General features: G+C 42.6%; 14 protein-coding genes. 6 read left to right on the forward strand and 8 right to left on the reverse strand.

Annotated elements, in window-relative coordinates; all coding sequences use genetic code 11:
- Positions 1–4: 4 nt before the first annotated feature.
- From R8P61_32100 to R8P61_32110, 3 genes are all read right to left on the reverse strand, one after another.
- A complete protein-coding gene (locus tag R8P61_32100; GenBank protein MDW3651769.1) occupies positions 5–2,041 on the reverse strand; it encodes an amylo-alpha-1,6-glucosidase in 2,037 nt (678 codons plus the stop codon).
- A 483-nt stretch (positions 2,042–2,524) separates the two neighbouring features.
- Entirely contained in the window at positions 2,525–3,724 is a 1,200-nt protein-coding gene (locus R8P61_32105) for a serine hydrolase domain-containing protein (protein ID MDW3651770.1), read from the reverse strand.
- 399 nt (positions 3,725–4,123) lie between these two features.
- Complete coding sequence (locus R8P61_32110; GenBank protein ID MDW3651771.1) at positions 4,124–4,621, reverse strand: hypothetical protein; 498 nt, start codon at positions 4,619–4,621, stop codon at positions 4,124–4,126.
- A gap of 209 nt (positions 4,622–4,830) precedes the next feature.
- On the opposite strand from R8P61_32110, the gene R8P61_32115 reads away from it, so the two are divergent.
- From R8P61_32115 to R8P61_32130, 4 genes are all read left to right on the forward strand, one after another.
- Positions 4,831–5,706, forward strand: a complete 876-nt coding sequence (locus R8P61_32115; protein ID MDW3651772.1) for a hypothetical protein — start codon at positions 4,831–4,833, stop codon at positions 5,704–5,706.
- 92 nt (positions 5,707–5,798) lie between these two features.
- Positions 5,799–6,905 carry a hypothetical protein gene (locus tag R8P61_32120; protein MDW3651773.1) on the forward strand — a complete coding sequence of 369 codons (1,107 nt, stop codon included), beginning with the start codon at positions 5,799–5,801 and terminating at the stop codon, positions 6,903–6,905.
- A 16-nt stretch (positions 6,906–6,921) separates the two neighbouring features.
- Positions 6,922–7,518, forward strand: coding sequence for a hypothetical protein (locus R8P61_32125; protein MDW3651774.1), 597 nt, complete (start codon positions 6,922–6,924; stop codon positions 7,516–7,518).
- A 383-nt stretch (positions 7,519–7,901) separates the two neighbouring features.
- Positions 7,902–9,089, forward strand: coding sequence for a proline dehydrogenase family protein (locus R8P61_32130; protein MDW3651775.1), 1,188 nt, complete (start codon positions 7,902–7,904; stop codon positions 9,087–9,089).
- 105 nt (positions 9,090–9,194) lie between these two features.
- Here the strand turns inward: R8P61_32130 and R8P61_32135 are convergent, their stop codons facing one another.
- The 4 genes from R8P61_32135 to R8P61_32150 form a co-directional block, all read right to left on the reverse strand.
- The gene (locus R8P61_32135; GenBank protein MDW3651776.1) at positions 9,195–10,298 is read right to left on the reverse strand and encodes a T9SS type A sorting domain-containing protein; all 1,104 of its coding nucleotides are present in this window, start codon (positions 10,296–10,298) and stop codon (positions 9,195–9,197) included.
- Positions 10,299–10,472: 174 nt separating this feature from the next.
- Entirely contained in the window at positions 10,473–11,102 is a 630-nt protein-coding gene (locus R8P61_32140; GenBank protein MDW3651777.1) for a hypothetical protein, read from the reverse strand.
- A gap of 308 nt (positions 11,103–11,410) precedes the next feature.
- Entirely contained in the window at positions 11,411–12,316 is a 906-nt protein-coding gene (locus R8P61_32145; protein ID MDW3651778.1) for an MBL fold metallo-hydrolase, read from the reverse strand.
- A 118-nt stretch (positions 12,317–12,434) separates the two neighbouring features.
- Positions 12,435–13,193 carry an enoyl-CoA hydratase/isomerase family protein gene (locus R8P61_32150; protein MDW3651779.1) on the reverse strand — a complete coding sequence of 253 codons (759 nt, stop codon included), beginning with the start codon at positions 13,191–13,193 and terminating at the stop codon, positions 12,435–12,437.
- Positions 13,194–13,299: 106 nt separating this feature from the next.
- On the opposite strand from R8P61_32150, the gene R8P61_32155 reads away from it, so the two are divergent.
- On the forward strand, positions 13,300–15,201 hold the full coding sequence (locus R8P61_32155) for a tetratricopeptide repeat protein (protein ID MDW3651780.1): 1,902 nt from the start codon (positions 13,300–13,302) through the stop codon (positions 15,199–15,201).
- Between the two features lie 67 nt (positions 15,202–15,268).
- Here R8P61_32155 and R8P61_32160 read toward each other — a convergent pair whose 3' ends face one another.
- A complete protein-coding gene (locus tag R8P61_32160; protein MDW3651781.1) occupies positions 15,269–16,330 on the reverse strand; it encodes a ThuA domain-containing protein in 1,062 nt (353 codons plus the stop codon).
- Between the two features lie 526 nt (positions 16,331–16,856).
- On the opposite strand from R8P61_32160, the gene R8P61_32165 reads away from it, so the two are divergent.
- Positions 16,857–19,247, forward strand: a complete 2,391-nt coding sequence (locus R8P61_32165) for a thiol-activated cytolysin family protein (protein MDW3651782.1) — start codon at positions 16,857–16,859, stop codon at positions 19,245–19,247.
- The last annotated feature ends 71 nt before the right edge of the window (positions 19,248–19,318 follow it).

The following is a 19,318-nucleotide window of genomic DNA, read 5'->3' on the forward strand; positions in this document are numbered from 1 at the left end:
TATATTATGCGTGAACTAATTCTGTTTTCTTTGTCCTTCGACCGGTCTTCTTTCGTCCCTGAAAGATAGTCGGAGCATACAGTTGGTGTTCATGACTGACGCGAAGGATCTCCGCTATGCTCCATGCCTGGGCAAAGCAGCCGCGGGCATTGTGATTGGCATCGCCATCAAATATCTCTGAAATACTTCCGATAGCACCCTCTGAGCGATAATGCTCTTCTAAATAGGAGATCAATTGACGGGATTGTTCTTTCCCTAAACTGCCTTTGACGCGAATACTTGCATCCATATAAGGACCCATCAGCCAGGACCATACGGTGCCTTGATGATAAGCGGCATCCCGATTCACCAAATTACCTGCATAGCGGCCTCTGTAATCATGGTCTTTATGGCTCAGGCTTCTCAATCCAACCGGGGTCAATAATTCCTGCTCGACCTTATTCAGTACGGAAGCAGCTTTTGAAGGACTCAGACAAGTATATGGTAGACTAATAGCAAAGACCTGATTGGGACGTATGCTTGCATCTTTATGATCTCCATCGATGAAATCATAGAGTGCGCCGGTTTCTTCATTCCAAAAATTCTGGACGAACTGTTTGCGAATCCATTTCGCTTTCGCACTTACCTGATTCATTTCCTCCCTTTTGCCCAGCATGCGCAAGGTACTCCTGTAAATTTCCCAGGCATTGTACCAAAGGGCATTGATTTCAACGGCCTTTCCATAGCGGGGAGTAGGTGTCCAGTCTCCTACTTTAGCATCCATCCAGGTCAAGGCATATCCTGTTTCTCCTCCCCTCAATAATCCATCTTCCTCCATTTTTATATTAAAGCGGGTTCCTTTCTGATGCCAATCCAAAATCTCTTTCATGGCAGGCAAAAGGGTTTCCTTTGCAGAGTTTATATCTTTAGTCGCTTTGAGGTATTTATGAGCCGCTACAAAGAACCACAAACTTGCATCTATGGTATTGTAAACAGGCTTCTCTCCATCATCCGGAAAACGATTTGGGATCATTCCCTGACTCAGGTTCTCAGCATATACTTCCAGCATCCTGCGTGCATCTTCATATCTACCTGTTGCGAGGCAAATACCCGGGATGGATATCATCGTATCTCTGCCCCAATCCGTAAACCAGGGATATCCTGCGATGATCGATCTGCGGCCATTTCCTCTTTGTACGACAAATTGATCTGCCGCCAGACTCAATTCTTTAATAAAGGGATTGCTGCTCTGTATCTTATTTGCAAGTTGATTTCTTCTCTTTGTTTCTCCTTCGAAAAGTTTCCAGGCATCTTTCTCTGTGGGATTTTCTGTGGAAACAATGATTCCCAATTTTGCTCCTGCCTGCAAATTCACATAGAACCTGCCTGGGCTGAAAAGATCTTCATGTCCTTCCATGCCTCTTTCCAACTCCTTACTATATTCAAAATTGAAGTACCACTCTCCCTGCTCTTTAAAGTGAGCGTCGGGAACTTTTATATAAAGGTCCTCGCTTTCCAGATTGAGGCTACTGTGAAAGGTGTCATTTATGAAACTGCTTCCATATCCATGCAATTCTCTGGCTTTAGCGAGATGATGGTGATCCCGAATAGCAGAAAGAGGTAAAAGTTCCATGCAGAAATCATGGTTGGCTTTCAGGACTTCATACAAAATGACGATGGTATTCTCACCATGAATAGCCGCAATGGTTTTCTGTACTTCTATACCATTGGTGCGATAAACAAAAGTGGGAAATTGTTCACGAGAAAAGCTTTTTTGGAAAATATATCCATTTGGGAAAATAGCTCCCTGATACTTATTACAACCGAGGTCATAACTCTTGGCCGTTTCCGGAACATGAATGGTCTCATCCATCTTGGAAAGGATCACTTGACGCCCAACCGGGGGATTGGACGCGGCTACTAACAAGCCGTGATATCTTCGGTTGAGGGTCCCGATAATGCTAGAGCAGCTGTACCCTCCCAGTCCGTTGGTTTCTAACCATTCGTACTGACTCGCAAGGTCAAATCGGTTGAGTATGGCAGTATCAATTGAATTCGTCATGTAAATTTCCGTAAAAGCGGTCTCATCTAGTTAATCATATTACACGAATGAGCATTAATCTCCTGTCTTAAGTCCGACAAGGACTTAAAAAGGCGTTAATTTGGGCACTAAGCCAGTTATCTGGGTTGGAAGAAGATGATGTGGATCAGGTTATTCCTATCTCCTTATTCCGACAGGATATATCCAAAGATCACTTTAAATACGGTACTCCTCCAAGTGGGTTTCGCGATATTTCTAACAAAACTCAATGTGAATTATTTGTTAGGAATATATTCCAATTATTGAATAAAATAACCCCGATGTGCACAAATATTGAATAGATGTGCAGGCTTTATGCCAATTTCACAATTGAAAAAACGTATCAGCGAGTAGAGATGGGTAAAAATTTTACAATACGTTCAGGTGGTAATGCAAAGTAACGGAAAAGCTTACAGCTATAAAAGTAAAATGCGGAAAATCTTTTGAGAAGATGACTTTCATTTCCTAGCTCTCAACGGAGAGTTTGTTCATCTTTTTATAGATCTCCCAATAGTTGATAATCTTGCCAGGGTGATCGTGATTGGAAAGGATAATGATGGTTTGCTCAGCCTGGATGTCCCGGATAAAGCAGGTGCGATATCCTCTCCACCAACCAAAATGGTAGGCCAGTCCCAGAATATGGGATTTTAATCTAAAGCCGAACCCATAATTGTTGTATCCCTCTTTGCGACTGGCTGGAGTAAAGGCTTCAGAGAGGGTAGTTTGCTTGAGCAAAGCATTGCCATACAATGCCTGATCAAATAAATACAGGTCTCTGATTGTAGCGTGTAATCCTTTGTCTCCCATAACTCCATCTACGTGGTCTCCACCTGCATTGCGGTACTTTCCACGCATATATTTATAGCCGACCGTATGATTCTCTTTTTTGAGTCTTTCGAGGTGGTTGGCGAAATAAGAATCCTGCATGCCCAATCTGTCAAATATTCTCTCCTGTACAAATTCCTCAAAGGGTTGGCGGGCAATATCACTCACCAGGGCGGCGAGGATCGCATAATTGGAATTGCTGTAATCAAATTTGGAACCGGGATCGAAGAAAAGACCCGGTTTGGTATCTACATACATTTGTAGTACATCTTCATAATTCATGAATTTGTTGCGGTCCCAGTAATTGATGCTCAAAGCATCATATCGCTGCAAGCCGGAACGATGATTTAGCAGATGGCGGACGGTCATCTCTTTATAGGGCCACTGGGGAAAGAATTTCTTTACGGGCGTATCAAAGTCCAGCAACTTCTCTTCATACAACATCATAACTGCTGCTGCTGTAATAGTTTTTGAAACGGAAGCTAGCTGAAATACTGAACCAAGGTGCAGACTGTCTTTGTTCCGATGATTAGCGAATCCATAAGAACCCACATGAACGATTTTGCCCTGATTGGCTATAAGGACATTGCCGTTGAAGTCATGAGTCTTCTGATATTTGCGGAATACCTGGTCCCATTGCTCATTATGGCCCTCCAGCTTTACACTTTTTTGTGCAATGCTTTGAACTTCCACTGACAAGAGGTCGGGAAGTGGAGTCTTATCCATCATGGGTAAGAGGGATGTCCTTGCATGTTCAGCAAGATTTGGCTTGATCAGAATAAGGCCGAGCGAGAAAGGAACTAATGCGAGAGCAAGGATGATCAGTCCGCGTTGATTCATGCTAATTCAGCTCAAAGAGCTATAACAGGTTAAAAACAGTAAGTAATCTAGTGTCTGCTTGAAGAATGTGTCCGAAAATTATTTGCTTTATGCTCCAAATCCTTTTCACTTTCTCCAAATTTATTGCTTCTGTAAGGTTGATCCATTACGAAGCGCGCTCCATAGCAGAAGGAAGTTGAATTGCTCATGCGTAAGTCAATTTTCTTCCTGATTTAGCTCAAAGACAGCTGTTTCTCGCATTTTGCATGCTTTGAACTGATATTTTTAGAATTTTCTTTTCTCCTTCACTTTTTACCAATGGCGAAAGCCCGAAATGAAAAAGATTGAAATTCCTTACATTTTGTCTTCAGGAATTATTTGTTGAATTACGAAAGTAGGACAAAATCAGGGCCAAAGACCCTAACTCTTCAATCCAAATCCTATGCTGAAGCCAATTGCATGATCCAGGCTATTATTTCTCCAGAATGGCGTATAAGAAAGTCGTAGCAGAATTCCTCCATCATAGTCAGGATGAAAACGCAATCCCAAAATTCCTGTAGGCGTGATCTCTGCTCCTGATTCCATCAGGCGATTGTTGAATTCGACATTGACTCCCGCTCCGATTTCCCCATATAAATTTCCTCCTCCGAAAAAACCGCTAACGGTAAGTGGGATTCCAAATTCCATTTGTTGATCTCCCGTAGGGAAAGCAGAGACGCCAAATCGGGTATTGGCAGCAGCATGATCGCTTAGCGCAATCAATTGTTCGTAATTGAGGGAATAATTCCCTCCATTCCCCATAAACTCCACATAGAGTAAACGAGTAGAAAGGGCCGAATAAGTTTGAGGTGTCAAAAACTGGGCATGGACCGAAGGATACAGCAGGAAAGCCAGGATGATACTGAGCAAGTTTTTCATCGTGGTTTTGGTATAGACTAAATATAGGCAGGAGAGTTCTCAGTTTTTACGATCTTTTGAAGTAAATATAACAGACACTTTTTGGCTCTTCTGATTTTTTTTTCTCGCTTGATTAAACCTTTTCCCTCCCCCGGCATCTAAGCAGTGTATCGAATCCGGAAACGAAACAATCACAGTAATTTTCAACAACAATAAAATCCACGCGAATTATGAAATCGCTCAATTATTCTTTGCTAAATAGTGCTCGCAACTTTTTTTTGATCGCTCTGGCACTTGCTTTTTTTACTGCTTGCAATCCGGATGAAGATATAATCAGTATTGGAGAGGATGAAACTGAACTCCTCAATGACGAAACAGTACTGGAGGCTGATTTTGAGGACGTAGAAAGCCTGGGAATTGATGCCATGGAAATGACGGACCTCAGTTCTTTTGGAAGAATGAGAGGAGGCCTCGATGGTTCTATTCTTCATACTAGCGGCTGCCCTACAGTTACCCATGACTCTCTCAATAAAATGATCACCGTAGATTTTGGGGCTTCATGTACAGGGCCCAATGGTCGAGTAAGAAGTGGTCAGATCATTATTACCTACACCCGTCGCCTTTATCATCCCGGAGCCAGTCTTGAGATCGCGCTCAACAACTATCATGTAGACGGAAAGCATATCGAAGGGACCAAAACCCTTACAAATACCATGACCAATTATCGCGATACGCTAAGCTTCCAAACCAGTCTGGTAGGAGGAAAAATCACCTGGCCTGATGGAACTTTTGCAGAACGTGAGTTCAGCCGTGAAGGGAAATGGGTAAGAGGTGCCAATCCTTTACAAGATGAGTTTTGGCGTGAAGGAAACATCGAAGGTGTGCGTCGAAATGGAAATACCTATGAAGGAGATATTACTTCTACCCTTATATATAAGAGAAAGTGTAAGAGAGTAGGGGTATTTATTGCAGTAGAAGGAACGCGCCTTATCAAGCGCAGTGGAAAACCTGATCTGATGATAGATTATGGTGATGGTAGCTGCGACCATATGATTACTCTCACGGCAAATGGCCAAAGTCGGACCGTAGATGTAAGAAACTTGTAAAAGCAGTAAGACTTTCAAAAAAAAATCCGGCCTATTTAGAGGTCGGATTTTTTTTTACCTTTGCCGTTAAATTTTCTAGAAAGGACAGCGGCATGGACGCTTATCAGAAGAACAGGAACACCTTCCAAAACCTATGCGTGTTAGCCTTTATAGACGGAGGGCTTCATGAAGAAGAGCGCAATCTCCTCGTGAGTCTCGCTGATGCTATGGGATTGGGAGCTGAAGAAGCCCTGAGGATTCTTGAAAAGGCAGGAAGACTGGAAGTCAATATACCTGCCAAGCAAGAGGATCGACTGATGGATCTTCAAATGCTGGTTCTTCTGATGTTATCGGATGGGAAAATCGATGAACGCGAATACGCCTTATGCGTATTGCTTTGCAACAAAATGAATATAGAGCGTAGCTATTTAGATGACTTGCTAAATATCCAGGTGGAAAAACACCACGTCCATACCCACCATTTAACCATCTTCCAAAACCTCTATTTGGTGGCGGCGGCTGATGGAAAGATCGAAGACAGTGAGCATGACCTGCTCCTGGAGGTCGCGTATAATTTGGGGCTTTATCAGGAAGACATAGATTTTGTGATCGGAAATTATCCAGATTTGCAATTGATCATCCCTATAGATAAAGAGGAACGTCTCTACACCCTTCGAAATCTGGTCTACATGATGATCGTTGATGGCATCGTAGACGAAAAAGAATACAAACTCTGTATTGAGTTTGCGGAGAAATCCGGTTTGGGGGGAGAAGAAGTCGAAAAAATCATCGAAGAGTACGAACAATTGAGAGATGAACGCCTGGCAGAAATGCCTGAGATCGAAGCTTTCAATCTGGATGTGTACCTGGATGTTTTCAATTCCCTCGATAAGTCAGGAATAGCAGCGGAAATTCTGATCGACCGGTTGGAGTCTAGTCTGAGCGCACAAAAACCGGATAAAAGTCTGGACTTGGGAGATGATGGAAACAGATCCTATTATGAGTTCCTTTGGCTGATTCTCGTTCGCTGTATGACCCTGAATCGCGAAAGTACCTTGAAGTTGCCCGTCTTTCTGGATAAAGCCAGAAGAGAGAATGATATGCAGTCTCTTAAAAATCACCTGATCGAAATCGAACGCCAGCATGGAGCGACTCGTATTCCTCTACAGGAAATGAGCATGGATGAGATCATTGATGATCTGGCTCAGGTATTGAAGTGAAATCCTTGAGAAACGGATGAGAAAACTGAAGAAATTAGAGAAGATCACACTGGTAGCATTCCTCAATTTACTACTGATTCTGGTCATCCTCTGGCTAATGGAAAAAAGGCCCAATAGGGACTATTATATCCCCAAAGGATATGAAGGTTGGGTGATGATCCATTATAATATTCCTGATACACCTCCCCTTGAAAAGAAAGATGGCGTCCTGCAATTTGTGATTCCTGAGTCGGGTTTTATGGAAACGACCAACGAACTGGATATCGGTTGGAGGCGAGACCGCTTTTTCTGGACAAGTGAAAATGGCGTAGAGGAAATTCCTTCTTCCGTTAAGATTGATGGGGAATATCACATTTACATTCACCGACATAAATACTATGCCCGCTCCCATATGGGCATCGTAAAAGAGCTTCCAGTCGGAACAGATACCATGCTTTGGGATCAAACGAAAATCACCAAGGAAAATGCGAATGAGGTAGATTATATGCCCGGCAAGAAAACCCTTGAGTATTTTTATATATCTGCCGAGCCCAAGTCAATTATGTTCAATCCTCCTGAAAATCTGAAGAGCATTGCGATTGAGTCTACGCAAAGTAGGGAGTTGGAAGAGTAAAGAAGTGTTCTCGTGTTCATGGGTGCTAGTGGTTTTAAGGAACTGAGCTGAAACTCCCACTCCAACCGCCAATACTCCAACACCTTCAAAATATCTCCTCTTATCGGCGAAGCAATCCCCTTGAATGCAAATCGTATAATTTCGAGTAAAGCAAATTGTTGCCAGCTAGAAATGAAGCCTTCCCATAAGTCCATAAAGCAAGAAGAACACAAGAACACCAGAATACCAGAACACTTTCCTTCCATTTTTTTATTTTTATTCTGCAGGATTTGTCCTAGATTTCGAGATTGATTTTCGTCTGGAAAGAGCAATAATTGAGCTGAACATTCCCTTTATTTGCTTTGTTCCTTTTCTAGTAGAAATAAAAATACTTTCCTCTCTCTATGGAGAAAGCAGCTATAAACATCAACTTCAATAATACAGAACTAGCTTTCAAGGCCAAGTCGGATAAAGAGCTTAGAAGAAGCTATCGTCTTTTTCGCATGATCGACAATCCTTTCCTGACCAAGGTTGGTCCCAAGCTCATGATGCTCGGATTCAAATTGGGTTTGCCGATCAAAGGAATCGTTAGAAGGACCCTATTTGATATTTTTGTGGGAGGGGAAACCCTGGAAGAAACGATACAGGTTTCTTCTTACCTGGATACGTTTGGAGTAAAGACCATTTTGGACTATTCGGTGGAAGGAGAAAAAACGGAAGAAGGTTTTGACAAGACCCTGCATGAGATCATCGAAGCGGTGAAACATGGAGGCCGAATTCAGGAAGTGGTATTTGCTGCCTGTAAGTTGACAGGATTGGCAGATATGGATTTGATGACTCGGATTCAGGCAGGCGAAAAGCTGAGTGAAGCAGAAGTAAAAGCAAAAGCACGGGTAAAGGAACGCATGGATGAATTGGCGGCTGTAGCCAAGCTTCATGATACGCCTATTTTTATAGATGCAGAGGATAGCTGGATACAGGAGTATATCGATGAGTTGGCGGAGGAAATGATGGAGCGTTATAATAAAGAAAAGTGCTATGTCTATACGACTGTACAATTGTATCGCCATGATAGACTGGCCTATCTAAGAGGGCTCATCAGAAGGTCGGAGGAAAAAGGCTATATCCTGGGAGTAAAATTGGTGCGAGGGGCATATATGGAAAAAGAGGCTGAACGTGCAGAGGAAATGGGGTATGAAAATCCTATTCAAGCGGATAAAGCCTCAACAGACAGAGATTATAATGCTGCACTAAAGCTCTGTGTCAACCATCTCGACCATGTAGCCATTTGTGCAGGCACTCACAATGAGGCCAGCAGTTTATTGTTAGCTGAATTATTAGCTGAAAATGGCTATGCTCCGGATCATCCACATATTTGGTTCGCACAATTGCTGGGAATGTCGGACAATATCTCTTTCAACCTCGCCCACAATGGTTTCAATGTTGCAAAATATCTCCCTTATGGTCCGGTCAAAGCGGTTATGCCTTATTTGATTCGACGTGCGGAGGAAAATACGTCTGTTGCGGGTCAGGCCAGTCGGGAGACTGATCTTTTGTCTAAAGAAGTGAAGCGAAGAAAAGGCTCGAAATAGTTGTAGGGACAGATTATAAGCTGTCCCTACTAATATTACAATATATTTCTGGTAAGGGCAGCTCATGAGCTGCCCTTACTCATAAACTGTCTCTACAGTGTTTCATTAATTCTGTACCTGCATTTTTAGCAAGCCTAGCTTTTCGCCCAATTCCACTTTCACCAGATAAAAGCCATCGACTAGATCAGAATTATCCATGCTGATTTCACTACTAGAAGGAAGAGCTGAGCCTTCGAAAACTGTTTTGATCACTTTCCCCTGTATATCCATTATTTCAATACGCAGTCTTTCTCCACCGCGGCTATTGATCTCTAGCTTTGTTTGTCCACTATTGGGATTGGGAGAAAGGCGCATTTCATCTTCAGACAGAAGTTTCTCTTTTATCCCCACAGCTCCACTATTTGGGTAAGCGACAAGGAAATGGCTGGTGATAGGAGGATTGGGAGCTACCGTTGTAGTCAGGCTATTATATTGGAGGTAGGGTAGCTTCTTACCCCTTCCGATGTAATACACATTTTCAGATTGATATTGATTATTGATAGGAAAGGCGGGACTTGCAGAACTATCGCTATAGGTCTGGACCAATCGGATCCTGATTACATCTGTGAAAGTTGCTCCATTGGGCATGATCAGGGTACCGTATCCATCGTAGATCCGATAATTGCTGCCTGTTCGATTGACTACAATTCCTCCGCCTGGATCAAAAGCACCTGCGAAATCATCACTTACAGAGTCTTGATACATCATGGGATAGGAAAAAATCACCTCCGGATCAGAATAGGGAGCATTTTGAATAATGATATTTCCATTGGCATTGATTTCTGTACTGGCTCCCCAGTAAAGGAGTTCTCCATTTGTACCTGCACTAAAGAAGAAATTTGCACTGGCAGTGGCTCCTGGAGAGGAATTGGAACCGGCTGGGACAATATTTCCTCCGGCGAAATCTGCTCCCGGAAAAAAGCCGGATTGTGGAAGGCTACTTGCCATTTGAATGACTGAAGTATCCCTTCCAGCTTCCTGAAGAAAGGAAAAATCCCAGCTTTGATTAGCGCCAGCTGGCCCGGGCGTAGTTACAGAATCAGAAAAGCTAATGGCAATGACGGTATCGCCAGCTCTGACATCAAAGGTGTTGGAAGAAAAAATACTTTGTGCGGGAAGGGTCAAATGCCAGATAAAAATACTGGCAATTAGGAGTAATTGCTTTTTCATAGTTATGCATTAAAATGTGGATTGTAAAGCTACAAGTCCACCTGAAAAATCAAAAATAATGCATAAAAAAGACCGCCGAAGCGATCTTATTTGCCTCAATGAAGGCCTTTGCAGCTAAATTTCATGGGAGAACCAAGGTGCTGGATCGGTGCATTCCTGATTCTATAAAATTTCTTACAGTTGCTTGCAGATAAGAGTTAATACCTCAGACTGCTCGTAGTTATCGGTTTCTAGCTGCAGTTTATTCCCTTGAGTAGTGAACTTTGCCGCTACCTTTTGTTCATCTGTTCCTGCCATAACTTGCATACCTTTAGGTGAAGTAAGACGAAGACTCTCAGTCTCATTGTCTAGTAAATATGCTTCTCCACCTGGGCGGATATATCCGGAAGCATAATCCAGGCTGATGTCAGCGGGATTACCACCGGGATAAACGATAAATTCATAAGAGATCTCCCTGCGATCATTGCTCTGTGGGATGTGAACGATCAGGTCGATGTTGAAGTAGAGGTTTTCATAAACCACTTTGTTGATGCTATTTCCACGAGTGTTCATAGCAACTTCTTCATTCGCCTCATTCAAACCGTAGATGCGTGTGTCCTGATCTGCATTGGAAAATACCATGGCTTGCTTGTTGAACATGATGTTGTGCTTCTCAACTGAAAAATCCAGTAATGAGAAAAGACCACCATAAAAGAAAGCAGGTCCTTCAACTACATTTCTTGTAGGTTGCTTGTCTGAAGCGATCAAACCAAAGCTGAGGCTCAGTGCTAGCAAGAATACGAAAGAGGTTTTAAAGAATGCCATGATAACAGTTTAGAATAAAGTTTACTGTGTTCGTTTTGTTTGTTATTCAAATAAACGCAAGAATAAGGCAAATAAGTATGCATTCAGGCTAAGAGGTAGGAAATACAGTATTAGCGGGCAAAAATCTGTATGAACGGGGCAAATGAAAAGGCCCGTTTTGTGGAAAACAGGCCTTTTTTGATCTATTACGAAGAATCGTAGTGCTTGATATACAATACGTTAGGTTCTGGATGTAAGCTTTGGGTAGAATATTAGTATTTTTTATTTAATAGTTTTTCTGCCCAAAACATCCTGACTATCAGAAGGATTTATTTGCTCAATTCTTCATAAGCTGCGCGTAGTGGACGCTCGATTCCTCTACTGTCATATCCTTCTGTTCCGGGGATCTCTGTGTTTTTTAGCACTTCTTCCACGGACTTTCCAGCAGCGATTTCTTTATTCACAAAATCCAGGACTTTCGTCAGGTAATCTCTTTTTTCTGCCAGAGCAGTTGCATCTCCTACAATGTCTTCAGGATTATTGGCGTGTCCCCAAACGAAAATGGTTTCCTTGCTATAGTGTTTAATGATGCCTTCCATCACTTCAATCCAACCCTGTATACTTGCTCCCGAACTGGTGTCGACGTATGGATGCCTTTTCCGGAACAGCAGATCACCCAAATGAGCGATATTTGCATTCTCAAAGTGAACGACGGAATCTCCATCTGTATGGGCAGAACCAAAGTATTTCAGGCTGATGGTTTCTTCGCCGACTTTGCCAGACCAACTTTCGGTATAGGTAGTATTGGGGAAAAGCTGGGAATCCATTTGATTCCTGTTTTCCGCTACCCTCATCTGATTCTTTTTACTATTCTCATGCGCTACTATGGTATCTACCATGCCTTTGAAAGCGAAATTGCCCGCACTGTGATCCCCATGATGGTGAGTATTTACCAGAAGGTCTATCTTTCTATCCGTAGTCTTCCGCAATTCTCCGATCAGCTTTTTGGCAGAAGCCGGAAATTGAGTGTCTACCACAGCGATGCCATTGTCGGTCAGGTACCAGGCGATCGTTCCTCCTCTATCTGTAAATATTCCTACATTATTCCTTAGGGGACGCATGACATGTTCCTGATTTTGCAGAAAGCTTTTGGCCATGAAATCCTGCCAGGGAGCGAGGCTTGCTCCTAATCCCAGAGCGGAAGCTTTGATAAATTTTCTGCGAGAGCTGTTCATAATAAGCGTGTGATTTATGATTTGAAATTAGGCTAAAAGAGGAATCATTATTTAGACAGTGTAAAGAGAATCTTTATTTCCCCCAGCATTTGTCAACTACTATACAAGCTTTATTTTCCTATTTATGTTTTTCGAAGGATTTGAGTTTGTCAGCGCTATCTGTCAGGCTCGATTCTTTGGTCCATTCATATTCAAGTCCTTCCTTTAGATCACTTTCCCATCCTTTATAATAGAGGTCTTTCATAAGAGCGATGGTTTGTCCGCTATTTGCCAGGATTGATTCGCAAAGGGCATCAACGGTATTTCGCAACTCTGTCGCTGGAACGGCCTGGTTAATGAGACCTATACGAGCTGCTTCTGTACCGGATATGGGTTTCGCGGTAAAAGAAAGCTCCATAGCCTTGAGTCTGCCAATCAGTCGGGCCAATCTTTGTGTCATGCCCCATTTAGGTGCGATTCCCCATTTTGCATGCGTATCTCCGATTTTAGTATCCTCAGCTGCTATCACCATATCAAAGGCCATCATAAGTTCAAGAGCTCCGGTAAAACAGTACCCATGTACTTCAGCTATACACACCTGAGACATACTTTGCAGACAATCGATAAAATCCTTGCCATCCTGCATCACAGTTGCCTGGGTGAATTGACCATGCTCAATTCCCGCTCTGAGGGCTTTTAGGTCAACTCCCGCTGACCAGGCCCTTCCTTCTCCAGCAAGGATAAAGATCCGGGCTTCCTGATCCTGAGCCACCTCCTGGGCGACTGCTTTTAGTTCTTTAATAAGATTGGGACTTAAAGCATTGAGAACATCAGGACGATTGAGAGATACCCGAACGATAGGACCTGACTTATTTACCAGAATATCTTGATATGACATACAATTTTTTTAGCAAAATAAGGATTATTGTTAAGAGGGACAGACTTTGAATACATGAATAATTTATTCGTCTTATATTACAGATAGCGTATATAAATTCTCCGGCATGATACGAAGACTCCAGGCTTACTTTGGACTACTTGGAATTCTATTTCTTTTACATCCATTTCCTAAACTTTCTGCTCAGGATAAGCAAGAAACAGATAGCTTGATAGCTGTCCTGAATACGCTGCCAGAAGATACAAGCCGAATCCCTGTTTTGATCAATCTTTGGCGAAGCTTTGCCTATAATGATGTTGAGAAAGCGAAATCCTATGCATCCCAAATCCTGGAACTTTCTTCCAAAGCCGACTTCAAAAAAGGAATTGCAACGGGCCATTTAAGATTGGGAACCAGTCATGGAATAGATGGATTTGAGGACAAAGCACGAGAAGAATACCTGAAAGCTTTGGCAATTTATCGCTCTCCGGAAATCAATGATTCTGTCCAGCAGGCGGTTCTCTTATTTAATATTGGGCTTGGTTATAAATCTTCCGGGGACTACGATAGTACCCTTATTTACCTGGAGCGAGCAAGGAAAATATTTGAGAGAAAGGGAAGTCCCAGGCAGAAAGGAGCAATTTATGATGGTTTGAGTGGGGTTTATTATGAGCAAGGAGACTATGATGCCTGTATTGAAAATGCCTTGTTAGCGGTTGAAATTTTTGAAGAAGCTGGAGAAAATATTCGACTGGCGGACTCCCAACATAAGATTGGACAGGCTTCTTCTGCCATTGGGAATTATTCGGAAGCCCTTAAATATTTCAAAACTAGCCGAAAAATTTATCGAGAGAACCATGATAAACAGTATGAAGCATTTGCCTTAAAAGACATAGGGTTTACCTATGACCACATGGACATGGAAGATTCTGCACTCCATTATTATGAATTGCTGTATGAGATTGCAGAGGAGGTAGGGAGTAAAGAAATGCTGGCTGAGGCCCTGATCGCTATATCGGGAGAATATTTTGACAGGAAACAATACGAGAAGGCCAGACCTTTATTTAAAGAAGCAATAGCAGCTAGTGAGGAAATCGGCAAGACCACTATCCTTATTCCTGCCCTGGAAAATTATGGCCTGCTACTTTATAAGACCAATGAGTTCGCGGCGGCAGAAAGCTACTTTTTGCGGGCGAAGGAGTTGGCTCAAAAAGGAAATTACCTGCATTATCAGACCTCTGTTGAGCAGGAATTGGCCGTCTTATATAAAAACTGGAACAAGCCCAATCAGGCTATCATCCATTTCTTTGCGCATCAGGATCTCAAGGATAGTATGCTTAATCTTGAGACTAATTCAAAGATTGCCGAACTACAAACACTTTATGAATCGGAGAAAAAGGATCGTGAAATCGAACGCCAGGAAAGTGAAATCCAGATTCTGCAGCAAGAGGCTGAAATAGATGCCCTCAATCAGAAAATGCTGATAGGCGGAATCCTTTTAAGCCTATTGCTCATGGCAGCTATATATTTTGCGTATAGACAAAAGATTCAACGAGAACAGCTGATTCATGAACAGGAAAAGAAAGCTTACGAACAGGAACTCCTGTTCCAAAAGAAAGAATTGGCTACTCATACCTTGCATTTGGTACAAAAGAGCGATCTACTGGAAGAATTGAAAGGACAATTGGAATCTACCCGAAAAGGGAGTGATGATTCTAAAAGAGAGTTGGGCCAAATGATCCAGTTGATCAAATCAGATAAAATCGTCGAGCAGGACTGGCAAAACTTCAAAAGCTATTTTGATCGGGTTCACCTGAATTTTGAAGAAAAGATGCGTAGCCTTTCAGAAGGCCTTAGCCAAAATGAATATCGGCTCGCTGCCCTCATGAAGATGGACCTTTCCACCAAAGAAATCGCTGGTGTATTGAATATTTCTCCTGATAGTGTGCACAAAAGTCGATACCGTTTGAAAAAGCGTTTGGAGCTGGAAGCAGAGGATAACCTACGGGACTTTATTCTACGACTATAGGCGACGATAAAAATCGTCGCCATTGCAAGGCCAGACAGCACGACTGGCCTACCTACCAAAAAAGTCCCTAGTATATCCAGAGTTTCTCTGACAGGAGTGCTTTACCATCTGCAAAAACATTGACCAGGTAAATGCCTCCCGGAAGCTCAAGATTATACTCCCAAACCCATGTGCCGGTATCCGGATTTTGCTCCTCAAACTCATACAATCTATTCCCCAATAGATCATACACTTCCATTTGTAATGGCACTTTTCGATCCAGATCCAGAAACAGTCTGATTTTATCTTCGCTGGGATTTTGTAAACGTGGATTCCATTTCTGTAGCAAATCATCTTCTACAAACTCTATGGAAGTTGAAGAACCTGAGGTGATCCATTCGACCGCATTCTTCATAAACTGTGCAAAATCGGTATTGCCTTCAAAATCACTGCGGTTATGTCCGAGAGAAGTGTAAAAGGCCCGGCCACCTCCTGGCAATTCCCGATAATGGGCCGTCATCCTTGCGGCATCATAGGAATTGTTTCCCGTTTGGCCAACCTTGAGTAAGGTGGTAAAGTCCGAACTCAGGTATCCATTTTCCCAATAGTAATATTCCTCCGGCTTGTTCCAGGGATTGGAGAGCATGCGGCTGAAAATATTGCCCGTCTCTTCGAAAGTCATACTTCCCTGATAATTATTGGCAGTATGATTAGGTGAATTTTGGACACTGGCTCCACATACCGTTTCTGCATACCAATCCCAGGTCCCGCGCGCCGAACCATTTGCAGATGAATGCCGGTAAGTATCACTGGCTGCATGGATGCCCAGATAGCTACCTCCATTGTTGATATACTGTTCGAAATTTGATCGTTGGCTTTCGCTCAAGCCCTGGTTTCCAGAAGTATTGGAAAATATGACCAGGTCAAATCTTTCAAGATTGCTCAAGCTGTTGAATTCTGATCCATCCGAATCCTGCACGAGACTCATGCCCAATTGACTAGCTATACTTTGAAATAGCGTCTGGCTGGGTTGTGCAGTATTATGGTTAAATCCCGTGGTTTCCGTGTAGTGCAGAATCTCTCCATTTTGAGAGAAGAGCGGAAAGGGCAGAATGAATAAAAAAATAAACGCAAGTTCTTTAAAATACATAAAGTATTATTAGGTGAAACATAAAAAACGGGGGTATTCCTTGAGGAGAATCAACGGTATCAGTCCTTGCCTTATTGCTGTACTTGGTAGGTAAAAAAAGGGAGTTTTATGCTTGGGGTTATAGCAAATCCCTCAGCGATTTATTGCTGTATTAGTGGGTGCGATACGTAGTGGGGGGATATACTTGATCGGACGATTCAAAGGTAGAAAATCTTATTTAACTTCCTACAAATTTTTTAATTATTTACTTTTTTGGAATAAAATTTCTCCCTAAACGCTTGCTAAACAGTAGCTTAAAAATGGAAATTTTTTTGGGATTTTTTGCCAAAATTCATGTCCACCCGGAGAATTGCGCTCTTAGATTTTAATCTCTCATCTATTCCCTGGTTTTCTGATTTATTGACCAATTGCGATAGGAAAATCAAGAAATTTGAGCTTGTCCAGAATTTGTCCAGACCGCTTTTTTCCTTCTTAGGAGCTAATTAACGTGTATTGAGGCATAAGCAATCACATATAATTATGCCCTATGAAAAATTTACGTTTAAGCTTATTTGCTGGAGTATTTATCTTATGTAGTGCCCTCGCCTTTTTTGCCTGCGAGGGAGAAACGCCTCCCGGTCCGGTGGGAGAAAATGTCAATGATTATTTAAGTGGACTCCCCACTTGGACTGAATTTTCTCCTCCTATGCCGGATATGGATCCTGCTCCTACCGGAGAATCCCCAAGCGATGAACCGGAAGAAATTCTGGATGTAGCCGAGTTTCAGGAAGACGGAAGCGTGGATACACTTTTTGGCGTTAGCTACCAGTGCAAATCTATTCCCTACACCATAACCAATAATCCCAATCAAATCGTGATGTATAGTCCGGATCGGGAAATCTTGTATCCCGGTGCTTTGATTCAGGGGAAAAGCCATGCGGATCCCCTGGGTTCTTTGCTAGGACTCCAGATCGCCGAAAGAACGCCAATAAAAGTTTCTATCCCTGACTTTGCTACCGCCGATAATTTCAGATTGGTTGAGATAGTAGATAATGCGGAGGTAAGTTCAGCGGTAGGGGAAATTATCGGTAATGCTACTGCCAATAATCTATCTGCTCCCAGTTCTATTAGCTTTAAAGAGGAAAGCTATAATGCAGAATCAGAATTCGGATTGAAAGTAGGAATCTCAGGCAAATACCTGGGATACTCAGCCAGCGCAACCGGAAGCATCGATAGAAAAAGCTCAGAGACTACCGTAACCGCTCAGTTTTTTCAGCGAATGTTTGAAGTTGTAGTTGAGCCTCCTCAAACTCCCGGCGGATTCTTTAGCAGCGATTTTAGCTCAGCCAAATTGCAGGAACAAGTAAACCTGGGACGCATGGGACCGGATAATCTTCCTGTCTATGTTTCTAAAGTTACCTATGGACGCATGATGATGTTTTCGATGACTTCTACCGCCAGTGAAGAAGATATCAGAGCAACTTTGAAAGCCGGTTACGAAGGGATTTCCGGAAATGTAAAAGCCAATATGAGTCTGAAGCAGCAGAAGATTCTGGAAACTTCAAAGATCACCATTGCCTCTCTGGGTGGAGATGCAAAAGCTACCCTGGATATGATCAAAGGGGGAAATTGGAAAGATTATTTTACCAATGAAGCTCCCCTTTCCAGTGCGGCTCCTTTATCCTACACCTTTAGAAATCTGGGAGATGGAAGTATCGCCAAGGTTACCGAAACTACAGAATACAGCATAAAAGAGTGTAGCTCTGTCCAAACCAGCTCCGGAGTATTTGAATTCAATCCTGAATTGAGCTTTAGTATAGGTGATATTTCTTTCCCGGTAGAAACCCATAAGGGAGACTTTGATGGAGATGGAGACGAAGACATCTTGTTCAACCACAAAAGCAACAACAGCAATCAAATAAAAGTAGGCCTGAGTGATGGAAATGGAAGCTTTAATTTTATGGCTGTGAGCAATCAAAGTGAAACAGCACCTGATGGGGACTGGCAAAACTACTCGACCCTGATTGGAGACTTCAATGGTGATGGTAAAATTGATATTGCCTGGAACAGTCTAAAAACCAGCAATAAGAACTTCCTCGCATTGGCACAAGGAGATGGAAGCTTCGAATACCAGCCTATTGAAGAATTTGCCTCTATATGGACATCCTATGATGCACTGGTAGGTGATATTGACAATGATGGCAAGGACGAATTTGTCTATAACAACACTACCGGTTCAGCAAATGGCCTTCATTCTGCGGATTATGACGGTCCGGGTATGCAGTTGAATAATTACCGAAATATCGGTAGGAGTGGAGATGCCTGGGGCGGATATACAGCCTTTCTTGCGGATGTTGATGGGGGAGGGGAAGACATGATTTTTTCTAGCATTCCTCTTGCTAATTCACATTATATCTATACCTCAAGTTTTGTCAATGGAAACTGGACGGCTCGCAAAGTTACTACCCGTGGGAACAATGGCTGGAATCCCTACAAAATATTCATTGGCAATATCGACGGTAACAGCAATACAGATTTGGTTTTCAATGCACTGGAAGACAAGCGAAACGTCATCCACAAAGATCTGGCGAAAGGAGACGGAACCTTTAGTCTACCTGGATTTCAGGAGCACCCGCTGGCTGATAATGAAGACTGGCGAAAATTTGAAGCCAATCTGGTGGACGTAAATAATGACGGGAAATCCGATATGGTTTGGTCTATCAATGGTACGGGGGAAACGGTAAACCGGGTTTATGTAGCGCTGGCTACCGATAGTGGAGACTTTGATTTCTCTCCCGAAATGCAGACGCATCCTGCGAATGTGGTTTGGTCTCAATACAAATCCTTTCCTATGGACCTAAACGGAGATGGAAAAATGGATATGCTTTGGGTAGATGATGGGGGAACGGTCAGCATGTTTTCGGCTATCGCTCGATAATATACTCCCTGTTTATGCCCTAAACAGAAAAAATCAATAGGGCATTATTTTAATGCATCGTGTAGGGGCAG

It is taken from the genome of Bacteroidia bacterium (assembly GCA_033391075.1).
Taxonomy (GTDB): Bacteria; Bacteroidota; Bacteroidia; order J057; family J057; genus JAWPMV01.

What these genes read in the sequence shown, in the direction of transcription:
- R8P61_32100 (MDW3651769.1), bottom strand. Translation starts at nt 2,041, where the DNA reads ATGACGAATTCAATTGATACTGCCATACTCAACCGATTTGACCTTGCG.
- R8P61_32105 (MDW3651770.1), bottom strand. Translation starts at nt 3,724, where the DNA reads ATGAATCAACGCGGACTGATCATCCTTGCTCTCGCATTAGTTCCTTTC.
- R8P61_32110 (MDW3651771.1), bottom strand. Translation starts at nt 4,621, where the DNA reads ATGAAAAACTTGCTCAGTATCATCCTGGCTTTCCTGCTGTATCCTTCG.
- R8P61_32115 (MDW3651772.1), top strand. Translation starts at nt 4,831, where the DNA reads ATGAAATCGCTCAATTATTCTTTGCTAAATAGTGCTCGCAACTTTTTT.
- R8P61_32120 (MDW3651773.1), top strand. Translation starts at nt 5,799, where the DNA reads ATGGACGCTTATCAGAAGAACAGGAACACCTTCCAAAACCTATGCGTG.
- R8P61_32125 (MDW3651774.1), top strand. Translation starts at nt 6,922, where the DNA reads ATGAGAAAACTGAAGAAATTAGAGAAGATCACACTGGTAGCATTCCTC.
- R8P61_32130 (MDW3651775.1), top strand. Translation starts at nt 7,902, where the DNA reads ATGGAGAAAGCAGCTATAAACATCAACTTCAATAATACAGAACTAGCT.
- R8P61_32135 (MDW3651776.1), bottom strand. Translation starts at nt 10,298, where the DNA reads ATGAAAAAGCAATTACTCCTAATTGCCAGTATTTTTATCTGGCATTTG.
- R8P61_32140 (MDW3651777.1), bottom strand. Translation starts at nt 11,102, where the DNA reads ATGGCATTCTTTAAAACCTCTTTCGTATTCTTGCTAGCACTGAGCCTC.
- R8P61_32145 (MDW3651778.1), bottom strand. Translation starts at nt 12,316, where the DNA reads ATGAACAGCTCTCGCAGAAAATTTATCAAAGCTTCCGCTCTGGGATTA.
- R8P61_32150 (MDW3651779.1), bottom strand. Translation starts at nt 13,193, where the DNA reads ATGTCATATCAAGATATTCTGGTAAATAAGTCAGGTCCTATCGTTCGG.
- R8P61_32155 (MDW3651780.1), top strand. Translation starts at nt 13,300, where the DNA reads ATGATACGAAGACTCCAGGCTTACTTTGGACTACTTGGAATTCTATTT.
- R8P61_32160 (MDW3651781.1), bottom strand. Translation starts at nt 16,330, where the DNA reads ATGTATTTTAAAGAACTTGCGTTTATTTTTTTATTCATTCTGCCCTTT.
- R8P61_32165 (MDW3651782.1), top strand. Translation starts at nt 16,857, where the DNA reads ATGAAAAATTTACGTTTAAGCTTATTTGCTGGAGTATTTATCTTATGT.